This is a genomic window from Arthrobacter sp. P1_C12_2, assembly GCF_056406415.1.
This window is the reverse complement of record NZ_JBFUAF010000018.1, coordinates 33,274-52,643: the sequence shown is the minus strand read 5'-3', so window position 1 is coordinate 52,643 and position 19,370 is coordinate 33,274. Positions and strand designations below refer to the sequence as shown.

General features: G+C 67.8%; 18 protein-coding genes. 7 read left to right on the top strand and 11 right to left on the bottom strand.

Translation table 11 applies throughout. The features are described 5' to 3' along the window. Positions 1-164: 164 nt before the first annotated feature. The 5 genes from AC1DZQ_RS17435 to AC1DZQ_RS17415 form a co-directional block, all read right to left on the bottom strand. The gene (locus AC1DZQ_RS17435) at positions 165-1,580 is read right to left on the bottom strand and encodes an aspartate ammonia-lyase (protein ID WP_476964669.1); all 1,416 of its coding nucleotides are present in this window, start codon (positions 1,578-1,580) and stop codon (positions 165-167) included. Positions 1,581-1,588: 8 nt separating this feature from the next. Further along, the gene (locus AC1DZQ_RS17430) at positions 1,589-2,626 is read right to left on the bottom strand and encodes an asparaginase (RefSeq protein ID WP_476964668.1); all 1,038 of its coding nucleotides are present in this window, start codon (positions 2,624-2,626) and stop codon (positions 1,589-1,591) included. Beyond that, a complete protein-coding gene (locus AC1DZQ_RS17425; RefSeq protein ID WP_476964667.1) occupies positions 2,623-3,324 on the bottom strand; it encodes a FadR/GntR family transcriptional regulator in 702 nt (233 codons plus the stop codon). The genes AC1DZQ_RS17430 and AC1DZQ_RS17425 overlap by 4 nt, the downstream gene beginning before the upstream one ends. 139 nt (positions 3,325-3,463) lie before the next feature. Continuing rightward, on the bottom strand, positions 3,464-4,216 hold the full coding sequence (locus tag AC1DZQ_RS17420; RefSeq protein WP_476964666.1) for a YcnI family copper-binding membrane protein: 753 nt from the start codon (positions 4,214-4,216) through the stop codon (positions 3,464-3,466). 118 nt (positions 4,217-4,334) lie between these two features. Further along, on the bottom strand, positions 4,335-4,946 hold the full coding sequence (locus tag AC1DZQ_RS17415; RefSeq protein ID WP_476964665.1) for a hypothetical protein: 612 nt from the start codon (positions 4,944-4,946) through the stop codon (positions 4,335-4,337). Positions 4,947-5,281: 335 nt separating this feature from the next. On the opposite strand from AC1DZQ_RS17415, the gene AC1DZQ_RS17410 reads away from it, so the two are divergent. Beyond that, positions 5,282-5,566, top strand: coding sequence for a type II toxin-antitoxin system Y4mF family antitoxin (locus AC1DZQ_RS17410; RefSeq protein WP_476964664.1), 285 nt, complete (start codon positions 5,282-5,284; stop codon positions 5,564-5,566). Continuing rightward, positions 5,563-6,789: a type II toxin-antitoxin system HipA family toxin gene (locus AC1DZQ_RS17405; protein ID WP_476964663.1), complete on the top strand. Its 1,227-nt coding sequence runs from the start codon at positions 5,563-5,565 to the stop codon at positions 6,787-6,789. The genes AC1DZQ_RS17410 and AC1DZQ_RS17405 overlap by 4 nt, the downstream gene beginning before the upstream one ends. A 61-nt stretch (positions 6,790-6,850) precedes the next feature. Here the strand turns inward: AC1DZQ_RS17405 and AC1DZQ_RS17400 are convergent, their stop codons facing one another. Both AC1DZQ_RS17400 and AC1DZQ_RS17395 read right to left on the bottom strand, forming a co-directional pair. Further along, complete coding sequence (locus AC1DZQ_RS17400; RefSeq protein WP_476964662.1) at positions 6,851-7,468, bottom strand: uracil-DNA glycosylase family protein; 618 nt, start codon at positions 7,466-7,468, stop codon at positions 6,851-6,853. A gap of 584 nt (positions 7,469-8,052) precedes the next feature. After that, positions 8,053-9,465 carry an HNH endonuclease gene (locus AC1DZQ_RS17395; RefSeq protein ID WP_476964661.1) on the bottom strand — a complete coding sequence of 471 codons (1,413 nt, stop codon included), beginning with the start codon at positions 9,463-9,465 and terminating at the stop codon, positions 8,053-8,055. 232 nt (positions 9,466-9,697) lie between these two features. Here AC1DZQ_RS17395 and AC1DZQ_RS17390 point away from each other — a divergent pair, with 232 nt between their 5' ends. Then, positions 9,698-11,398, top strand: coding sequence for a serine hydrolase (locus AC1DZQ_RS17390; protein WP_476964660.1), 1,701 nt, complete (start codon positions 9,698-9,700; stop codon positions 11,396-11,398). 64 nt (positions 11,399-11,462) lie between these two features. Beyond that, positions 11,463-11,972, top strand: coding sequence for a hypothetical protein (locus AC1DZQ_RS17385; protein WP_476964659.1), 510 nt, complete (start codon positions 11,463-11,465; stop codon positions 11,970-11,972). Here the strand turns inward: AC1DZQ_RS17385 and AC1DZQ_RS17380 are convergent. After that, positions 11,969-13,516, bottom strand: coding sequence for an amidohydrolase (locus AC1DZQ_RS17380; protein WP_476964658.1), 1,548 nt, complete (start codon positions 13,514-13,516; stop codon positions 11,969-11,971). The two genes, AC1DZQ_RS17385 and AC1DZQ_RS17380, sit on opposite strands and share 4 nt — an antisense overlap. A 247-nt stretch (positions 13,517-13,763) precedes the next feature. On the opposite strand from AC1DZQ_RS17380, the gene AC1DZQ_RS17375 reads away from it, so the two are divergent. The 3 genes from AC1DZQ_RS17375 (at position 13,764) to AC1DZQ_RS17365 (ending at position 17,013) form a co-directional block, all read left to right on the top strand. Then, the gene (locus AC1DZQ_RS17375) at positions 13,764-14,099 is read left to right on the top strand and encodes a hypothetical protein (RefSeq protein WP_476964657.1); all 336 of its coding nucleotides are present in this window, start codon (positions 13,764-13,766) and stop codon (positions 14,097-14,099) included. Then, positions 14,096-15,151, top strand: coding sequence for a zinc-dependent alcohol dehydrogenase family protein (locus AC1DZQ_RS17370; protein ID WP_476964656.1), 1,056 nt, complete (start codon positions 14,096-14,098; stop codon positions 15,149-15,151). The genes AC1DZQ_RS17375 and AC1DZQ_RS17370 overlap by 4 nt, the downstream gene beginning before the upstream one ends. 155 nt (positions 15,152-15,306) lie before the next feature. Next, positions 15,307-17,013 (top strand): DUF4389 domain-containing protein, encoded by a 1,707-nt coding sequence (locus AC1DZQ_RS17365; protein WP_476964655.1) that lies wholly within the window; start codon positions 15,307-15,309, stop codon positions 17,011-17,013. Here AC1DZQ_RS17365 and AC1DZQ_RS17360 read toward each other — a convergent pair. The 3 genes from AC1DZQ_RS17360 to AC1DZQ_RS17350 are packed head-to-tail and all read right to left on the bottom strand — an operon-like array spanning position 17,010 to position 19,323. Next, positions 17,010-17,897 (bottom strand): oxygenase MpaB family protein, encoded by an 888-nt coding sequence (locus AC1DZQ_RS17360; RefSeq protein WP_476964654.1) that lies wholly within the window; start codon positions 17,895-17,897, stop codon positions 17,010-17,012. The two genes, AC1DZQ_RS17365 and AC1DZQ_RS17360, sit on opposite strands and share 4 nt — an antisense overlap. Continuing rightward, a complete protein-coding gene (locus tag AC1DZQ_RS17355) occupies positions 17,894-18,844 on the bottom strand; it encodes a hypothetical protein (protein WP_476964653.1) in 951 nt (316 codons plus the stop codon). The genes AC1DZQ_RS17360 and AC1DZQ_RS17355 overlap by 4 nt, the downstream gene beginning before the upstream one ends. Next, complete coding sequence (locus tag AC1DZQ_RS17350; protein WP_476964652.1) at positions 18,841-19,323, bottom strand: hypothetical protein; 483 nt, start codon at positions 19,321-19,323, stop codon at positions 18,841-18,843. Before AC1DZQ_RS17350 ends, AC1DZQ_RS17355 begins: the two co-directional genes overlap by 4 nt. Between the last annotated feature and the right edge of the window lie 47 nt (positions 19,324-19,370).

The window sequence follows — 19,370 nt, the reverse complement described above, 5'->3', positions numbered from 1 at the left end:
AACGGCCCTCGTCATCGAGTTCCGTTTTCTCTGTAGTCGGTCGGGATTTCGGGCACGACGGCGTGCCCCTTGCTCCCTGGTCGGGCGGGGTAGCGGGTCTGCGGGTGGGCCCACTACCGCAGGGTTCCCTAACCGAGCTTGCGAGGTTAGGGAGCGGTTGGGGATTATTTGCTCAGGTTTGCCAGGCGTTGCGGGCTGAGGAGCTCGGTGAGCTGCTCAGCAGTGAGCAGCCCGTGTTCGAGCACGAGTTCCGCGACCCCCTTGCCGGTGGCGAGGGCTTCCTGGGCGATGGCCGTGGCCGTGGCGTAGCCCAGCTGCGGGTTGAGGGCGGTGACGAGGCCGATTGACTGTTCCACCGTGAGGCGGAGATGTTCGGTGTTGGCGGTGATGCCCCGGACGCAGCGGGCCGTGAGGGTGCGGCAGGCGGCTTCCAGGTGGGAGATGCTCTTGTGGAGGCTGTGGACAATGATGGGTTCGAAGGCATTGAGCTGGAGCTGGCCGGCCTCGGCGGCCATGGTGATGGTGACGTCGTTGCCGATCACCTCGTAGGCCACCTGGCTGACCACTTCCGGGATGACCGGGTTGATCTTGCCGGGCATGATCGAGGAGCCGGACTGCACCGCGGGGAGGTTGATCTCGCCGAAGCCGGCGCGCGGGCCCGAGGAGAGCAGCCGGAGGTCGTTGCAGATCTTGGACAGTTTCACGGCGACCCGCTTGAGCACCCCGGAGAGGTGGACAAAGGCGCCGACGTCCTGGGTGGCCTCGATCAGGTCCACGGCCGTGACCAGCGGCAGGCCGGTGATCTCGGCGAGGTGCCGGCAGGCGGCCTCGGCGTACCCGGYCGGTGCGTTGAGGCCGGTGCCGATCGCGGTGGCGCCGAGGTTGATTTCGTGGATCAGCAGGTCGGCTTCGGCCAASCGGAGCCGGTCCTCGCCGATCGTGACGGCGTAGGTGCCGAACTCCTGGCCGAGCGTCATGGGGACGGCGTCCTGGAGCTGGGTGCGGCCCATCTTGACCACCGTGCGGAACTCGAGGGCTTTSGCGGCGAACGCGTCCTCCAGCTCCGCCAGGGCTTCCAGCAGTTCCCGGGCCGCGAAGATCGTGCCGAGCTTGACCGCGGTGGGGTAGACGTCGTTGGTGGACTGGCTGAGGTTGACGTGGTCGTTGGGGTGCAGCCGGGCGTAGTCGCCCTTCGGGTGGCCGAGGATTTCCAGGGCCCGGTTGGCGATCACCTCGTTGGCATTCATGTTCGAGGACGTTCCGGCGCCGCCCTGGATGACGTCCACCACGAACTGCTCGCTGAGCTTGCCGTCCAGAACGTCGGCGCAGGCTTCCTCGATGGCCGCGGCACGCTCGGCGTCGAGCAGCCCGAGCTCGTGGTTGGTGCGTGCGGCGGCCAGTTTCACGGCGGCCAGCCCGCGGACCAGGTACATGTTGGAGGACAGCGGCTGGCCGGTGATGGGGAAGTTCTCCACCGCGCGGAGGGTGTGGACGCCCCAGTAGGCGTCGGCGGGAACATCCCGGTCGCCCAAGAGGTCGTGTTCGGAGCGGAATTCTGCGCGTTCGTCGAGCGATGTCATGGCAGTCCTTACAGGTCTTCGGGGGCGTTGGAGGTCTTGGGGGCAGCGAGGAAATCGGTGGCCTGCAGCACCCCGACGGGCCGGCCGCCGCCCAGCACAGGAGTGGCGGCGAGGCGCGCCAAGGGTGAGATGTCGACGTTGAGCGCGGCCAGGACCCGTACGGTGACGGGCATCCGGGCGCGGTCGCCGCCGTCGGCGACCTTCACGGCGAGGGCGCGGCCGTCCGGGAGGCCCACCAGCTGGACACCCTCGAAGCCGTCCTTGGCCAGCAGGCCGGGGACTAGACGCATCAGCTCGGTGACGTCACGGTCCTCGCCCGCAACCATCTCGGGGTGGCGGCGCATGGCGCGGCCGACGGCGGCTTCCGCTCCGCCGGATCCGGCCGCGGCCAGTCGGCCGAAGGCGCGTGCCATGCCGCGCAGTGTGAGTGCGAAGAGCGGGGTGCCGCAACCGTCAGTGGTTGTGCGCTGCGGGTCCTCGCCGGTCAAGTCCGCCACGGTCTGAGCCACGAGCTGCTGCAGCGGGTGCGTCGGGTCCAGGTAGCCCTGGACCGGCCAGCCGTTGATGACGCAGGTGGCAGCCATGGCGGCATGCTTTCCGGAGCAGTTCTGGGTCAGTTGGGTGGCCTGGCCGCCACCGCCGAGCCAGGCCTCGCGCTCCCGGGCGCCGTAGGGGAGGTCGGTGCTGTTCTCGAGGTCCGCGGGCGTCAGGCCGTGCAGGTCCAGGATGCGCCGGGCGCCGTCGCGGTGGCTGACTGCCCCGGAATGGCTGGCGGCGGCGAGGGCGAGGAGTTCGTCCGGGAGGTCCAGTCCCGCGCGGACCATGGCGACGGCCTGCAGGGGCTTCAGGGCGGAGCGCGGGTAGAACGGAGCGAGGGGCTCGCCGGCGGTCAGCAGGATCTGGCCGTCCGCTGCGGTGGCGATGACCGAGCCGTAGTGGACACTCTCGACCAGGCCGTCGCGGGTCTGGACCGCAAGCGGGGCGTGCTGCGGCAGCCGCTCCGGATACAGCAGGGTCGGGGTGTTCGCGAGAGCAGGAGAAATCATTGCGTCCTTTGGAGAATCGAGTCGAGGGCAATGCCAACGGCATGGAGGTGTTGGCTCATGGCGATGCGCGCCGTGGCCGCGTCGCCGGCTTCGATCGCGGCCAGGATGCGCCGGTGTTCCTCGTCGGAAGCGTGCTGGCGGTCGGCCACCATGTTCAGGGTCTCGGACTGGTGGGCGAGGGCATCGCGGATGTCCGCGACGACGTTTTCGAACACCTTGTTCCGGCTGGCCCGCGCGATCAGCGCGTGGAAGCTGGAGTCCAGGCCCACCCACACTTCGGGGTCGTCCTCGCCGCTCATCGCGGCAACAACGTCCCGCATGGTGTCCAGTTCCTCGGGCGAACGGCGTTCCGCAGCCAGCCCGGCGGCAGGTACCTCGATATGGGGACGAGCCTCGGTGAGGTCGCGTGCGGAGTATTGGCCCAGGACCAGGTCCTTGGCCACGTGGTTGGCGACGACGAACGTGCCCCGACCGGTTTTGGTGACCGTCAGGCCCAGTGCGGTGCAGGAGCGCAAGGCCTCGCGGACCACGGAGCGGCTCACGCCGTACTGCTGCGCGAGGCTGGCCTCGGAGCTCAGCTTGGCGCCAATGCCGAGCTTGCCGGATTCGATTTCGGAGCGGAGGACGTTGAAGACGGCTTCGGCGGCGCTGAGGCGGGCCAAGGGCTGTCCTGCTGTCCGGCTGTCTGACAGGTTCACACTTAAAATATGGCAGGGATCACAACGGGGTGTCAATTGTGACGGCGGCCTCGGGTGTCCGGGCCGCCGTCGTACCTGGCGCCGGATCTCCGGCGCCAGGTCAACTGATCGGGTTACTTGATGGGGTTACTTGTCCGTGTTACTTGACCCGGGACGGGCGGGTGCGGGCCAGGGCCGTCAGGCCCGCGGCGAGTCCGGCCAGGCCTGCGACCAGCCCGATCCAGCCCGCGGCGGATCCGCTGTCACCGGAAGTGCTCGCTGCCGCTGCCGGGGCAGCGGTGGGCGAGGGGGCCGTTGTTGCCGTGGCTACGGCAGGGGCGGCTGCGGCGTGGGCGTCGGCGTCCTTGGCTGTGGTTATGAACGAGGGGGCAGGGTGCTCGGGTTCGGCCTGTCCATCGACCGTCTTCTCGTCCCACTTCACGACGGTCCCGTCGGTGTAGGTCTGGGCCGTCGGCAGCGTCACCGTGGTTCCCGCGTCCGGCAGCACGCCGACGGACAGCGAGAACGCCTGGTATTCGTTCTGCCCGATCTGGTGGGCCTCGTCAGCGGTCCAGACAACGGAACTCGGGGCCTTGGTGACCGTGGCGCCGGCGATCGTGATCGGCTTCGGCAGCTCGCTCGTGGTGATGACGGCCTTCCAGCCCTCGACGGGCTTTACCGACACCGAGGTGAACGGGGTGTCAGTGGGCAGCGTGACTTCAAGTTTGCTGGTCTTGGCCGACTCGGACTCGTTGGGAACATTGAATGTCAGGTGGCTGTAGCCGCCCGCGGCCGGGTCATCGGAGTCGACGTGGACGTGGGCGGAGGCAGCTGCCGCGCCGGCGGCGAGCAGGCCGGCGGTCATCGTGGCGGCCGCGGCGGACTTGAGGGTGCGGCGGAGGGAGGATTTCATGGCAAAGGTGCCTTTCACTGGCGGAAATTCGGTGGGGAGCCGGCCGGTTCGGTGTCCGTCCGGGAGTAGCAGCGGGTGGCCGCCTGCTGTCCCCGTCCATGTGTGAAAGGGATTGGTGTCAGGCGGCGGGCGACAGCTCCGGAGGCCCGCGCCGGGTCGGCAGGTGGAGGCCAACGCGGACCTTGGGGAGGACCAGGTTGACCGTGCAGGGGCCGGGGGCACGCATCGGCAGGACGGCGCGGGGCCGGGGCAGCTGCACCAGGGGGCGCAGCCAGGAAGCCAGTGCGAACAAGGCCCGCTCGCCGCGGGCCAGCAGCAGTGCCGTGCAAAGGGTCGCCACCGCGTGGGCGGCGAACATGGCCCCACCCATGCCGGCCGCGGAACCCGCCATGGACGGGTCAAGCATCTCCGGAGGAACTGCAGCCGTCGCATGGCCCGGATGGCCCTCGACCATCCGCGCCCGAACGGCCGCGGGCGCCCCTGCGGACAGTGCGCCGAACGACCAGTGAAGCCACAATTGCCCCATGCCCAGCAGCCCGGCCAGGGCGGGAAAGGACAGGCGGAAGCGGGTCAGGATGGCCACCGGGATCATCGCCACGGCACACAACGCCGTCACGATCGCAGGTTCGGGCAGCCGTCCGCCGCCGGCCAGGTGGCCGCCGGCCGCCAGTGCCACAATGATGGATCCGATCAGCCCGGTGCGGAACAGCCGGAAGGAAGCGCGCGTCATGCTGTGCAGTCCTTTCCGGATTCCCTGGGCGGGCTGGATTTCCTAAGTCCTTTAAATCCTACGGGCCATTGTGCAGCGCCACGCGCCCGCCCGACAGATCCGCCCATTGTGTGACGGCAGGGCTGTGACGGCGGGCGCCTTCGATCCCCAGCCAGCTGCGCCCGCCAGTCGCGCTCCGCCCACATGTTGCCGGTACGAACGTGCCGGATTGGCCCTGTGCAGACGCGTTGGGCAGTTCTATACTGGGAATGGCCGCAAAACGGCACGTTCGTACCTACAGCGTTCGTACCTACAGCGCATGTGACTCGGACGAATTTGATCTACGGGAGGTGGCCATGGGGATCTCGTTTCCTGACGAACTCGCGGCCGAGGCCCGGGCCCGGCGCGGGTCGCTTAGGCTGAGCCAGCGTGAGCTGGCCGAACTGGCCGGAGTCTCAGAGCGCTTCGTCCGGTTCGTCGAACAGGGCAAACGCACGGTGCAGCTGGAGTCCCTGCTGGCGCTCCTGGACACGCTGGGACTGGAGCTCCGGGTCCAGACCCGGACCAGCGCCGCCGCCCGAGCCCTCGCCGGTCCCGCGGTCAACACTGAACTGCGGGATGGCCCGGAAGCCCGGCCATGAGGCACCGCATCGCGGACATCTACAAGGCTGGCGTGCTGGCGGCGCGGCTGGAACGGTACGACGGCGGCACCAGGTTCAGCTACCTGCCGGCCTATCTGGCGTCCGGGGGCCCCGCCGTCGCGAGCTCCCTGCCGCTGACTCCGCACCCCGTGCTGTCCGCGGCGGGGGCGGCCCCGCCGTATTTCACCGGGCTTCTGCCGGAGGGCCGGCGGTTGAATGCATTGCGTCGTTCCATCAAAACCAGCGTGGACGATGAGCTGTCCCTCCTCATCGCGGCGGGCGCCAACCCGGTGGGTGACGTGCAAATCATCGGCCATGGCGAGAAGCTGGACCCGGACGAGCACGCCGTCGAGCTTGACCCCGGAACGCCCGTGGATTTCGAGGCCCTGCTGGGCGACTCCGGGCTGATTGACCCGGTGGCCCTGGCGGGCGTGCAGGACAAGCTGTCCGCGGGAATGATCTCCATGCCGGTGGCCAGCGCCGGCCGGCGGTACATCCTCAAACTCAACGCGCCCGAGTTCCCGCACGTCGTCGAAAACGAGTACGTGATGTTCCGGTACGCGGCGCGGCTGCGGATCCCCCTGAGCAGGGTCCAGCTGATCCGCGATGTCGCCGGCCGGCCCGGCTTACTTGTGGAGCGCTTCGACCGGGTGCCTGTTTCGGGTGTGCCGCGGGCGGTGCAGCGGCTCGCCGTCGAGGACGGTGCGCAGGTGCTGGGCCTATACCCTGCGGACAAGTACAACGTGGGATACGGACAGGTGTGCCATGCGCTTGCGGCGTATTGCGCGGCGCCGCTGCCTGCGGTGCGGAATTTGGCGCTCCAGGCGGCATTTGCGTGGCTGACGGGCAACGGCGATCTGCACGCGAAGAACGTTTCCATGGTGCAGCAGCCGGCCGGGGAGTGGTCCATCGCGCCGGTATACGACATCCCGTCCACTGTCGTCTACGGGGACAAGACACTCGCCCTGACCTTGGACGGCAAGCGGACAGGGGTTTCGCGGAAGCACTTCCTGGGCTGGGCCGCGGGGATGGGGCTGACTGAGCGTGCCGCCGTCCAGATGCTGGAACTGGCGCTGAGGGCCTCGGAACCGCTGCTGGCGGACCTCCAGGCGGGTACGGCGTTCCGCTCCATGACCGACGACGGCGCCTCGCCGTTTTCGGCGATGGTCACCCGCGACTGGGTCAAGGAACTCAAGCACCGGCGCAGGCTGCTGGCAGGGTGACGCCACCGGCGCCGGCCCTGCTTGCGTCGGCTACTGCTGCGTGAAGCCTGCTGCGGGGGCCTCAGAGGTGCTGGATGCCCGCCCGCTGCATGGCGTCTTTGTAGACTTCAACGTTTTTGGCGAGGAGCTCTTCCTGCTTGGCCGGAGAGACTGCGAAGGCGCGGCCGCCGAGTGCGGTGGCCTTGTAGATCTTGACGCCATGGTTCTTCAGCGAGGAATGGTAGGTCTTCTCGAACAGCGTCAGGAAAGAGTGGGCGTCCGCGCCGTGCGCAATAACGGCCGAGACGCGCTTGTTGATCTTGAGGAACTGGCGGAAGGGCCGCAGGCCGTCTGTCTTCTCCTGGACGTTCAGGGCCGAGGAAGCCTCCGGATCGCGGATCCACGGGTAGGCGTTCCAGGGCATCACATAGCGGGGATCCAGCTCTGCGGCCTCGTAGATGGAAGTGGCGCGGCGGGCGGCTTCATCGTCGTTGAAGTGCGAGACGAAACCCGATTCGGTGCCCTTGCCGGGGGTGACATGCAGACTGACGATCCTGCATTCGTCCTCGTCATGGATGGGGTCGATGTACGGGACCACGGATCCAGGCTTCTTTTCCATGAGTTCGTCGCACAGCTGCGTCACGGCGGCGATGTTCGGCTCCTGCAGCAGGGTCTTTTTTTCGTCCCAGTCAATCGTCACGATTTCTCCCTCAGCACTTGGCGTCCAGAATCAGGCGGCTTCCTCCACTCTACGCTTTCGCGCCGGGGGGTGTTTCGGCGGGGGCCCTTGCGTCCGGGGCTGCCGGGAAGTTTTCCGTGAGTCAACGGGCCCTCTGGTGACGGCGGTGAGGCGGGCGTAGGCTTAAAGCGCCTGCAGGTAACCATCTGATGACTCCGGGTTGTTCGGGACATGGAAGTGTCCGAGCCGTCTCTTAGCGAGATCGCGAAGGTACCTGCAGGCCTGACGTCTGCCGCCGCTTAAGTGGGCAGGCGCTTTTCTTTACCGCCGTCTCTTTGTTGCCGTCGCCGGGCAGGTTGCCCGCGGCAGAGGCTTGGGACCGGTGGCTTTCCCACCGGCCGTGGAGCCCCGCCGTGGGCAGCCTCGCCGTCCCAGCAAGGAGGAAGGTCGCCGACTACTACCAGTGGCGCCAAGTCTGCGATTGGGTCCCCGAACCGCAGACCGCTGGCGGTGCCACCCTGGAATCGGTCCACGGGTCGTCGCCCGCCCAACCTGGGGCCGGGCCGGCACTAGTCCAGGCCTGTACGGCGCCAGCTGACTGGTCCCTAGGCTGCGGGCATCTCTTTTAATTTGCTGCGTTTGAGCGACTTGGCGTGGCGCCGGAGCTGGCGCCGGTGGCGGGATCCCGGCTGGTCCGTTGGGCGCAGCGGCGTCCCCGGCAGGGGTGGTGCGGTGGAGTGGTAGGTGTGGCCGGTGGGGGTGGTGAGCTCGATGGTGTGCCGTGGTCCTGGGCGTGGGATGGCGGTCCAGCCGGGGGTTTCTTTGGTGTGGTTGCAGGCTTCGCAGAGTCCGGCGCCGTTGTCCGTGGTGGTCGGGCCGCCGGTGTGGTGGGGGATGATGTGGTCCAGGTGGCGGATCGGCGCGTCGCAGTAGGGGGTGCGGCAGGTGTCGTCCCGGGCCTGGATAWACCGGCGGWGCCCGGGCGGGAAGAGCCGGGCGCGGGAGTCCATGCCGATGAGCTCGCCGGTGCCGGGGTGGGTGTAGAGCCGGCGGAGCCAGAGCCGGAACGCGGTGTCATCGGCGCTGCCGCCGCGGTCCGGGGTCGTGCCGTTGATGATGCTGCGGGCCCAGCCGGCGGGGACGGTGCCGTAGCCCGGAAGCCGGGCCGGTTCGGCGTCGGCCTGGAAGAGGGTGCGGTCGGTGATGACGAGCTGGATCTCGACCCCGCTGATCCCGCCSGGGGTGCCGGTGGTGCGTTCCACGAGCGTGTCGGCCATCAGCTGCCCGCGGGAGCGGGGGTCCCCGCTGTTCCTGAGGGTGTCGGCGTGCCGGGTCAGGGCGGTGTACACGGCGACGCCGGCGGCCACGGGGAGCAGGGCGGTCAGGTGGCACATGGTGTCGGGGGCCGGGCGGAGGCTGACGTGCCGCTCGGTGGCGGCGTGCGCGGCACGGTCGGTGACGGTGCGGGGGTCACGCCGGTACGCGGCGGTCCGGGCCGCGGCGACCAGCCGCCGGTCGCCCATCCCGGACAGAGTTCCGGTGTCGGCGGCGAGTTCCGCGTCGACGGCGGCCCGGTCGGCGGCGGCCAGGCAGGCGGTTTCGCGGACCAGCAGGGTGGCGCGCCATTCGTTGAGCTGCCCGGTTTCCAGGGCGGTAAGGGTGTGCGGCATCTCGGTCACCAGCGCCTTGGCCAGGCCCAGGAGCCGGCCGCCCCTGGCGGGGGACTCGCGCCGGGCGAGGGCGATCTGCGCGCCGATCCCGGCGCCGAGCCGGTCGGCCGGGACTCCGGCGGCGGCCTGGTCGCGGCGCTGGGACAGGTCCAGTGCGACGGCGTGCCGGGCCTGCCGGGCTGCCAGGGCGGACTTCAGGTCCTCCAGGTCCCGGATCTCGTCGATCAGTGCGGCGGCGCTGTCCGGGGCCGGGAGGAAGGCCAGGATCCGGGCAAGTTCAGCGACGGTCACGGCAGTTGCCGGTGCCGAGTCTGCCGGAACCACTTTGGGCCCCTGAATGCCGTCCATGAATCCAGTCTCCATCGGGGGTCCGACATTTATAGGGGACTGCCAGAGCAGGCCGCGAGGCTAGCTAGGTTGGTGGGATTCGTTGGCGGGTTTGGAGGTGTGGCCCCGAGATTCCGGCGTCCGACAGACCCGTGGATCCGTCGACTACACCTGTCTCAAACACGAGCGCGGGTCCATCATGGGAGAGGGCGTCGGCTCGGCGGCCCAGGCGGTATCGGGCGGAGGGTTGACCATGAACCACAGGGAATCTATCGCGACGAGGATCAGCTCGCTGCCCTCGGACCGCCGCTCGCTACTCAAAGCGGTCGGCGTAGGGGCCGCGGGCATAGCGGGGATGCCGCTGCTGGCCGCCTGCACGGGCCAAAGTGCCCCCGTCGATGCCGGAAGCAGTGGCGCTGGCACCTCCGGTACGCCGTCGGCGTCGCTGCTTCCGGCACCGGAACCGCAGGTCAAACCGCTCCTGGACCAACAGAAGGTCAACGACGCCCTGGCCAAGCTGGACGGAATGGTGCAGGGCGCGATGGAGAGTACGGGTGTTCCCGGAGTCGCCGTGGCTGTGGTCTACAAGGACCAGATGGTGTACGCCAAGGGCTTCGGCGTGCGGGAGTCGGGCAAGCCCGAAACGGTGGACGCGGATACCGTCTTTCAATTGGCCTCGGTGTCCAAACCCTTGGCCTCCACCGTGGCGGCCGTGGCCGTGGGGCGCAAGGCCATCTCCTGGACGGAACCGGTGATCAACCACAGCCCCGGCTTCGCCCTGAAAGACCCCTACGTCACGCGAAACGCCACGGCAGCCGATCTGTTGTCCCATCAAGGCGGCCTAAGCACGGGGGCGGGCGATCTGCTGGAGGACCTCGGATTCGACCAGTCCTACATTCTCAGCCACCTCAACCAGCAGCCGCTGGACTCTTTCCGCTCAAGCTACAACTACAGCAACTTCGGCTACACCGCTGGCGCGCTGGCTGTGGCCGATGCCATGAAGATGCCCTGGGCAGACCTCGCCGAAGAAGTATTGTTCAAGCCCCTGGGCATGGCATCCACGAGCTATCGCCACTCGGACTACCAGAAGGCATCGAACAGGGCCCTGATCCACGTCCCCGCCGGTAACAAGACCTGGGTGGCCAAATACAGCCGGGACGCCGACGCCGAAGCACCCGCCGGCGGGGCCAGCTCCTCCGTGCATGACCTGGCCCGCTGGATCCGCCTGCAGCTCGCCAACGGCAGCCTTGAGGGCAAGGAGATTATCGCCCCGGACGCGCTGGGTGTCACGCATGTCCCGCACGCAGTATCGGGCCCTCCCCCCACAGCGGCCGCCCGCACCCGCTTCTACGGCCTGGGCTGGAATGTCTCCTACGACGACCACGCCCGGCTCTCGCTCGGGCACTCGGGAGCCTTCAACCTTGGTGCCGCGACCGCCGTCTCGCTGCTCCCCGGCGAGCAGTTGGGCATTGTGGCCCTGACGAACGGCCGCCCGCAGGGCATCCCCGAAGCGATCTGCGCCGCGTTCCTGGACACCGCCCAGAACGGCGCCCCGACAGTGGACTGGTTCGGATTCACCGCGGGCGTCTTCCAGAAGATCGATGAGGCGGAGAAGCCAAAAGTCGATTATTCCCAGGCGCCAGCCCAGGCCAAACCGGCGCGGGGCAACGATTTCTACACCGGAAATTACGCAAACTCCTACTACGGCCCGCTCAACGTCGCGGTGGAGAGCGGCGTGCTGACCCTTGAGCAGGGGCCGACCGGCAAGACCACCAAGTTCCCGCTCACACACTTCGACGGCGACACCTTCAGCTTTGAATCCATCGGCGAGAACGCCAATGGCCTTGCCGGGGCAATCTTCGCCCCCGGCGCGGGCGCTGCTCCCGGCACGGCGTCGAGCGTCAGGCTCGATTTCTACGATCAGACCGGACTGGGCACCTTCACCCGCGGCTGAGCCCGGACTACCGCGAGCTTCTTCCGTAAGCTTCAAGGGCGAACACCCCCGAGCCAAGGAACCCATGCCCATCAACATACAGTCCCTGAAACAGGACGGATTCACCGGTTTCCGGCCGCTCGGGGACCTTGACATCAACCGGATCCCGCAAAAGCCCGGGATCTTCGCGGTCCTGCGGCCCGAGGGCTACCGGCCGCAGTACCTGTCCAGGAGCACCGCCGGCATCTTCAAGAAAAAGAACCCCACCCTGAAGACCGCAGCTCTCGACGCCGAATGGGTGGACGGCGCCGATGTCCTCTTCGTGGGCAAAGCCGGGCCCGGAAGCAAGGGCAACCGCGGACTGCGCCGGCAAATCCAGGAATTCGTCGACTTCGGCGAAGGCAAGCCGCCGGGCCACTGGGACGGACGGCTCATCTGGCAGCTCGCCGCGCCCGCGTCCCTGATCATCGCGTGGAAAGAGCTTCCCGTTGAACAACTCAACGCGGCCGAAGCCGGGTATCACGCCGCATTCGTGGAAGAGTACGGCCGTCTGCCGTACGCCAACTTGGTCCAGGCCCGCGTCAAAGGTGTTTAGCCGCCGTACGTGAACCGTCCCGCCAGCAGTGTGGCGGCCACCGGCATCGCGGCAAACTCGGCGTCGGACACAGTCAGCGGGTCGCCGTCGAGCACTGCAATGTCGGCGGGGTCCCCGACCCGGAGACGGCCCCGGCCCCGGGTTGAGGCCGTGAGGGCCTCTTGCCGTGTGAGGGCCTGCTCGGCATGCCATGGCCCGCGGCCATCCTGCCGGGCACGCGCCGTGGCGGCGGACATGGCGGTCCATGGGTCCAGTGGGGCCACCGGAGCGTCCGAGCCAAGGGCGAGAGTCGCCCCGGCGGCCACCAATGAACGGAGTGGGAAGGACCTGTCCGTGCGCCCGGGCCAGTTCGCCTCGGCCGCGTCCCGGTCATCGAGGGCATGCGCAGGCTGGACGCTCGCGGTCACGCCCAGCCGGGCGAAGCGGGCGAAATCCTCGTTCCGGACAAATTGGGCATGCTCCACCCGTCCGGCAATGCCCGCCGCCTCAAATGCATCCAACGCGACTTGGTTGGCCGCGTCGCCAATCGCGTGGACCGCGGGCACAAAACCCGCCTGCCGCGCCCGGACCAGCAGGGCGAGCAGCTCCGGCCCGCTCACCGTCAGCAGCCCGTGGCCGCCGTCCGGATACGGCTCAACACAGTACGCTGTGCGGGTATTGAGCGAACCGTCGATCAGCACTTTCAAGGGGCCCACCCTCAGGAGTCCGTCGCTGCCGGCCACCGCCAAACCCGTCCGCAGCCCCTCGGCCACCGCCCGGTCCAGATCCTGCGGATAGACGCCCGCCTCAACCCGCAGGGCAGCGAAGCCGCCGGAGATCCTCCGCAGCCAGGCGTCGCGGTTCCACGTCATCTCGAAGTCCACGATCCCGACCACGCCCCGCGCGGCAGCAGCCAGCCCAGCCTGCCGCACCCACGGATCCACCACCGCATCCGGCAGCCGGCCGAGCTCCCGGGTCAGGGCGAACGCCGGTTCTTCCCGAAGCAGCCCGCCTGCGTCCACCGGCATGCCGTACCGGTGAGCGGCTGCGGAGTTGAGCCAGACACAGTGGAGGTCGTGGCTGATCAGCGCGGTCGGCCGGCCGTGCGTCACGCCGTCCAGGAGATCCAGGCTGGGAAGGTCGGGCCAAACGGCATCGCGGAAACCAACGCCCACCAGCGTCTGGACGGCACCCGCCGCCCCGGCCCCGCCACCCGCCCCGGCGCCGCCGCCCGCCCCGTCGACATGGGAACCGGCGATATGAGACCCGACGACGGCGGCCGCCTCGCGTGCCGAGCCGGCGCCGGAGAGGTCAAGCCGGTTGGAGGCCAGTGCCCACTGCGTCATGTGGACATGCTCATCCCACAGCCCCGGAATGACATAGCGGCCGTCCAGGTCCACCACCCGGGTTGCAGCGGGGAGGGCAGCGGAGTCCTGGCGCGACGGGATGATCGCAGACACGGCCCCGGCGCGAATATGAACGTCGAAGCATATTTCGTCCCCGGGGCGCCGCGCGGAGGCCAGCACGAGATCCGGCGCAAGGCAGGGATCGAGCGGATCAGACATAGAAACAGGCTAGGCGTGCGACGCCGCAGGACCTAAAACGCCTACAAGGGACTTTTGCCCCTTACCCCGTGCCACGAGGGCCCACCAAGCTAAATGCGGGGAGGTTCCTGCACGGCCAGTTGGGGGGGCCGTAGTTGAGGGAGGAATCGCTTCATGTAATACGGCACAGGTCTCACCGCGAATTGGGGAAGGAAATGGCGTTTGCACTTTCCGGCTTCAGCAGGAAAAGGCAGGAGACCACGGCCACATGACCATGCACCACCACTCCGGAGACCCCAAACTCAAAGTTCTCATACGCCTGAACCCCGACGCCGAAACAGCTCGTATCGACGTGCACGGCGTGGTGACTGTAGCCAACGTGCGGGCACTGTACGTTGTTTGCCGCCGCGTCACGAGCAAGCTTCCCGGTTATGAACTCGTGCTCGACCTCGCCCATGCCCGCGTGTCGGCCGCCGCAATCGAGGAACTCCGTGAGCGCGCCCGCGCCTCGTTGCTGTATTCGGGGATAGATAACACGGAGACGCCGTGCCGTCTGCGCCTCGTGGACCCGCTAGTCATCCTCAAGGCCAAGGAGCACGTATGAAAGCCCTCGTCTATGGCGGTCCCGGGGAGAAGTCCTGGACCGAGGTCCCCGATCCTACAATCCAGAGCCCCAGCGATGTGATCGTCAAAGTGGACACCACCACCATCTGCGGCACCGATCTGCACATCCTCAAAGGCGACGTCCCCACGGTGGCGAAGGGCCGCATCCTGGGCCACGAGGGGGTCGGCACCATCACTGAGATCGGCGCGTCCGTGACCAGCCTCAAGGTCGGGGACCGCGTCATCATTTCCTGCATTAAGTCCTGCGGTCACTGCGCCAACTGCAAGACAGGTCTGTACTCCCACTGCCTGGGGGAGGAAGGCACTTCCGGCATCGGCTGGGTTTTCGGGCATCTGATCGACGGCACCCAGGCCGAGTTCGTCCGCGTCCCGTACGCCGAGAACTCCCTTCACCTCGTGCCCGAGGGGGTCAGCGACCAGCAGGCCGTCATGCTCTCCGACATCCTTCCCACCGGTTTTGAGATCGGCGTGCAGTACGGCAGGGTCAAGCCCGGCGACACGGTCGCCGTGATCGGTGCCGGCCCGGTCGGACTCGCCGCGATCTGTACCGCCGGACTTTACGGCGCCGCGACGATCATCGCCGTCGACCTCGACGCGAACCGGCTCGAAAAATCCCGCGAATTCGGCGCCACTGACGTGGTCCTCTCGTCCGATGCCGACTGGAAAGAACAGGTGATGGTCCTGACCGACGGGCAGGGCGTGGACGTCGCGATCGAGGCCGTCGGCGTTCCGGCGACGTTCACGATGTGTACAGAGATCGTGCGGCCCGGCGGCTCCGTGGCCAACGTGGGCGTGCACGGCAAAGCCGTGGAACTGCACGTCGAAGACCTCTGGATCCGGAACATCAACATCAGCATGGGCCTGGTGAACACCAACACCACCCCCATGCTGCTCAAGCTCGTGGCACAGCAAAGAATCCCCGCCGACAGTTTCGCCACCCACCACTTCACCTTTGACGAGTTCATGGAGGCGTACGACACTTTCGCCCGCGCCGCGGAGACGAAGGCCCTCAAAGTGGTGATCACGGCGTGAATGCGTTCTTGGTCTTCCGCTCCGGCGGTGCCGACATCATCGCCGAAGCTAAGCCGTTCCTGATCTCGCTCGGGCGGTAGCGGCCCGGGCCGCCAGTTTCCGGAAGTCCCGCCCGGCCGGGCGTGGCAAACGGACCATCTGAAAGGACGGCGGCCATGAAAGCAGGCCGGGTTGTCATGCTGGTGATCGGCTCGCTGTGCGCGCTGGTCGGTTTGGGACTGTTGGCGGGCGCCGGCTTTGCGGGGTGGGTCAACTACCAGCAGCGCGACGGCAGGTACTTCATCACGCCGTCGGAGCCGTTCTCAGGTGATTCCTACGCGCTGACGACCCCCCGGCTGGACCTCATGACCGGAGGCGGCGTGAACGACGGCGTGTCAGTGGACCTTGCGGGCAGCGTGCTGCTCCGCGGTTCCTCCACCGATCCCACCAAGGAAATCTTCATCGGAATTGCCCCGCGGGCCGAGGTCGCGACGTACTTGGCCGGTGTCCGGCGCACCGAGATCGTCGACGTCAGGTTTCACCCCTTCCGCGCGTTGTACCGCGAAGTGGCCGGTACCCAAATCCCGTCCGATCCGGCGCAGCAGAACTTCTGGGCCGCGACTGCCACGGGACCGGGGGAACAGGAACTGACCTGGGACCTCCGCTCCGGAGACTGGGCAGCGGTGGTCATGAACGCCGACGTGACCTCTCCGGTGAGCGTGAATCTGCAGGCAGGGGCACGCACCGATCTGCTCCTGCCGGTGTTCATCGGCCTGCTGATCGGCGGCCTTGTGATGCTGCTGATCGGGGTGCCGCTGATAGTGCTGGGCGCCGCAGGACTCGGCCGTGGCGGGCCGGGCCAAGGCGGGACGGGCAGCGGTGTCCCTCCCGGCCATCTGCCGGCCCAGCCCGGCCATCCAGCCCAGCCGGGCCAGCAGTATCCGGCGGGGCCCTACCCGCCCCGGGCCGGCCCTGGCCAGCAGAGCAGTGCTGCACCGCCGGGAGCCGTAGCCGCCTACGCCGCCCCGCCGGGAACTCCGTATCCGGCGGCGCCGGGAGCGACGACACCCTACGTGTACCCCGCCCGCCTCCACGGCTACCTCGACCCGAACCTGTCGCGGTGGATGTGGCTCGTGAAGTGGTTCCTGGCCATCCCGCACTACATCGTCCTGTTCATCCTCTGGTTCGCCTTCGTTGTGGTCACGATCGTGGCGTGGTTCGCGATCCTGTTCACGGGGCGTTACCCGCGCTCGCTGTTCAATTTCAATGCCGGCGTGATCCGCTGGAACTGGCGCGTGGCCTTCTACGCCTTCAGCGCGATCGGCACGGACGTCTATCCCCCCTTCACGCTGGCCCGCACTGATTACCCGGCGGACTTCGACGTCGACTATCCCGAACGGCTATCCCGCGGCCTGGTGCTGGTGAAATCGTGGCTGCTGGCCATTCCGCATCTGCTGATCATCGGCATCCTGACGGGGACCGCGAGGACGTGGGAGTACCGTGACGGCCAGTGGGAACAGCATGGAGTGGGTATCTCCCTCCTGGGGCTGCTGGTCCTCATTGCCGGCGTCATCCTGTTGTTTACGGGGCAATACTGGCGGGGAATCTTCGACCTCCTGCTCGGCCTGAACCGCTGGATCTACCGCGTCATCGCATACGTTGCCCTCATGCGGGACGAGTATCCGCCGTTCCACCTCGACATGGGCCCAGTCGATCCGGGCGAGATGCCGGTGCCTACGTACGCAGGGCCCGCCGGACCCGGGCCCGTCGTCGGCCCCGGAGCCGGAGCCGGACCGGCCGTCGGACCGGCAGCAGGACCGGGCGGTCCGAAATCGCCGGAAGGCCCAGGCGGTGAAGGCCCTGGAGGGCCGCCCAAAAGCTAGGGCCGCGCCGCGGTGATGCCGGCCCCGGGTCCGATCTGGTCCAGGGTGTATCCGCCCGGGTAGACGGCAATGTTTGCAGTGCCTGGGACAAACGAAGGACTGCTCGGCAATGGCCGGGACCGGACTTTGGCGGCGCGTGCGCGCAGGACAGCATTGAACGCGAGCCTCAGTGCAGTCGGTGCCCGCTTCAGCCCCAGGGCATCGGCCACCTCGGGCTTGTCCATCATCAGGGCAAGAACGAGCGGGGTAAAGCGGCGCAACCAGGCGGGCAGCCGGTTCTTCAGTGCCGGGACCGTGGCGGCCAGGAGAGCTGCCCCCTCCGGGCTGGGACCCAGATTCCGGTCCTCGTAGTCGTCCAGGAAGCGGCATGCGGCCTCGAAGGACGCCGGGACAGGGCCCAGGCCCATCCGGCTGCCCAGCTCGGAGTAGAAGGCGGTTGCGGCTTCCTTTTCCAAGGCGGTCAGCCGCCGCCAGCCGTGGGCCTCCACCCACCTCAATGGCAGGACGAGCAGTGTCATGAGCACGTAGACGAAGTCCTCGGCGGTGCCTGGCACGCCCGCATGGACCCGACGGAGCAGTGCGATCATGGCGCGGCTCCGTTCGTGGTCAAAGCCGTTGGCGATGATCTCGTGGATCACGATCCCGGTGTCGTAGGAGCGCTTCAGCGGGCGGGCCGCCATCTCGCCGGACCCCGCCAGGGTCCGTGCAATCGGGGGGACCGCGAAGTTGCGGTAGTAGGAAACAAAGAACCCGGCATGGATCTCTGCCTGGAAGTCGAACAGCACCATTTCCCGGTAGATCGTGTGCAGATCGGCGCCCGTCGGACGAGGACGCCGGGTCGGGTGGGTGAGGCGGGTCCGGATGGCGTCGCGACGCCCCGTCACGGGAGCCGGTTCAAGTCGAGCTGCTTTTCGGCTGCAAGGAGGAAAGTGCGCTCTTGCGCAGTCAAGGTCCCGCCGGACGCAAGCTCGGCGTCCCAGATCTCCACGATAATCCGGTGAAGCCGTTCCCGGTCCGGCGCGGCGGGATCGCTTTCGAGAAGGCGTTCGGAGTCGACGTTCTGCAGGATCCGTTCCCTGATGGGTTCGACGCCGGCGAGGGTGTCCGCCTCCCAGCGGGCTCGCCGTTTGCGTCCGGTCCGGCCTGCCAGGGCTGGTACCGTCAGGCCCGCCCCGACCAGGATGATGGTGACCATTTCCAAGAATCGGATGGCGTCGTCGGAGGGCACGGGGACGGCCAGGAGGGCCGGGATTGGGACGGAGAGCAGCCCGATCGTGAATCTGACCACCACGAGCATGCCGACAACACAGCCGATGCCGACCATGGAGAAGCCGACCTTGAAGGACCGGCGCATCCGCGGGATGTAGCGGAAGCAGGCGGCCGCGACCCCGGCGCAGACCCACCCGACAAACACGATGAGCATAGCCGAGAACAAGGAGGCCGGCAGCCGCTCCTGGTAGGTGGCCCAGGTGTCCGTCGTGGTTGTGGGGCCGGTCAGGACGAAGAACAGCAGCTGCAGGATCAGTGTGGCGGTCAGCGGCAGCATGAGGATCAGGGTCCGCCGCCTGTCCGCGGGCATGATTGCCTCGAGGACTGCGCACCTGAGATACCAGAGTCCGACGATCATTGAGGAGTGCAGGAGCAGCTTGACGACGTTGGTGCCGCCGATGCCGGCATCGACCGTGGCGTACACGGCCGGCGACATCAGCACCGAAGCGATCCCGGCGAACACCGCCGCAAGGAAGACGGTGTCCCGGCCGTTCCGGACCACGGCCGGGATGCGGACCGCGGCGAGAACGAAGAGGACCGCCGCCATCAGGAGCTGGATCATCCGAAGACCGAGCCGAAGTTCCCCGGCTGGCCCCCGGAGCGGTCCTGGGAGTTGCGGATACGCGCGGCGAGACGGTCAGCCAGGAGTTCGGCGGTGACCTCAAGCTCATCGAGGAAATCCGTCCGCTTGAGCGCCTTGACTACGCGCTCCGGATCGAGGTCGGGGAAGAACGTGCCGGCATGTTCGGCGGACACGATGTCCTGCTCGTGGCGCAGGACCATGTGGGCGAACTCGTGGAGGACAATCTGCTGCCGGTGGACTTCGGAGGCGGCCCGGGCGTGCATGATGAGGTCCATGTGGTCAAGGCCGAACCACAGCCCACAGACCTTGTCGGTTGCCCCTTCGATCGGCTTGATGACGATCTTGCGGCCCCTCTGGAGTTCAAGGTGCTTCTGGATTGAAGCCAGCGAGACCGGCTCGCTGAGACGGAGGCTGGCCTCTGCTTCCCGTGCCCGCGACCGGGCGGCGTCGTAGTCCATATACCGAGTCCTTGGCTGTTGATAAAACGTCAGCGTGGACACGCCAC

Coding starts and splice junctions, on each gene's coding strand:
- AC1DZQ_RS17385 (WP_476964659.1), top strand. CDS start 11,463: ATGCCCATCAACATACAGTCCCTGAAACAGGACGGATTCACCGGTTTC.
- AC1DZQ_RS17365 (WP_476964655.1), top strand. CDS start 15,307: ATGAAAGCAGGCCGGGTTGTCATGCTGGTGATCGGCTCGCTGTGCGCG.
- AC1DZQ_RS17375 (WP_476964657.1), top strand. CDS start 13,764: ATGACCATGCACCACCACTCCGGAGACCCCAAACTCAAAGTTCTCATA.
- AC1DZQ_RS17355 (WP_476964653.1), bottom strand. CDS start 18,844: ATGATCCAGCTCCTGATGGCGGCGGTCCTCTTCGTTCTCGCCGCGGTC.
- AC1DZQ_RS17405 (WP_476964663.1), top strand. CDS start 5,563: ATGAGGCACCGCATCGCGGACATCTACAAGGCTGGCGTGCTGGCGGCG.
- AC1DZQ_RS17420 (WP_476964666.1), bottom strand. CDS start 4,216: ATGAAATCCTCCCTCCGCCGCACCCTCAAGTCCGCCGCGGCCGCCACG.
- AC1DZQ_RS17390 (WP_476964660.1), top strand. CDS start 9,698: ATGAACCACAGGGAATCTATCGCGACGAGGATCAGCTCGCTGCCCTCG.
- AC1DZQ_RS17410 (WP_476964664.1), top strand. CDS start 5,282: ATGGGGATCTCGTTTCCTGACGAACTCGCGGCCGAGGCCCGGGCCCGG.
- AC1DZQ_RS17430 (WP_476964668.1), bottom strand. CDS start 2,626: ATGATTTCTCCTGCTCTCGCGAACACCCCGACCCTGCTGTATCCGGAG.
- AC1DZQ_RS17380 (WP_476964658.1), bottom strand. CDS start 13,516: ATGTCTGATCCGCTCGATCCCTGCCTTGCGCCGGATCTCGTGCTGGCC.
- AC1DZQ_RS17415 (WP_476964665.1), bottom strand. CDS start 4,946: ATGACGCGCGCTTCCTTCCGGCTGTTCCGCACCGGGCTGATCGGATCC.
- AC1DZQ_RS17350 (WP_476964652.1), bottom strand. CDS start 19,323: ATGGACTACGACGCCGCCCGGTCGCGGGCACGGGAAGCAGAGGCCAGC.
- AC1DZQ_RS17370 (WP_476964656.1), top strand. CDS start 14,096: ATGAAAGCCCTCGTCTATGGCGGTCCCGGGGAGAAGTCCTGGACCGAG.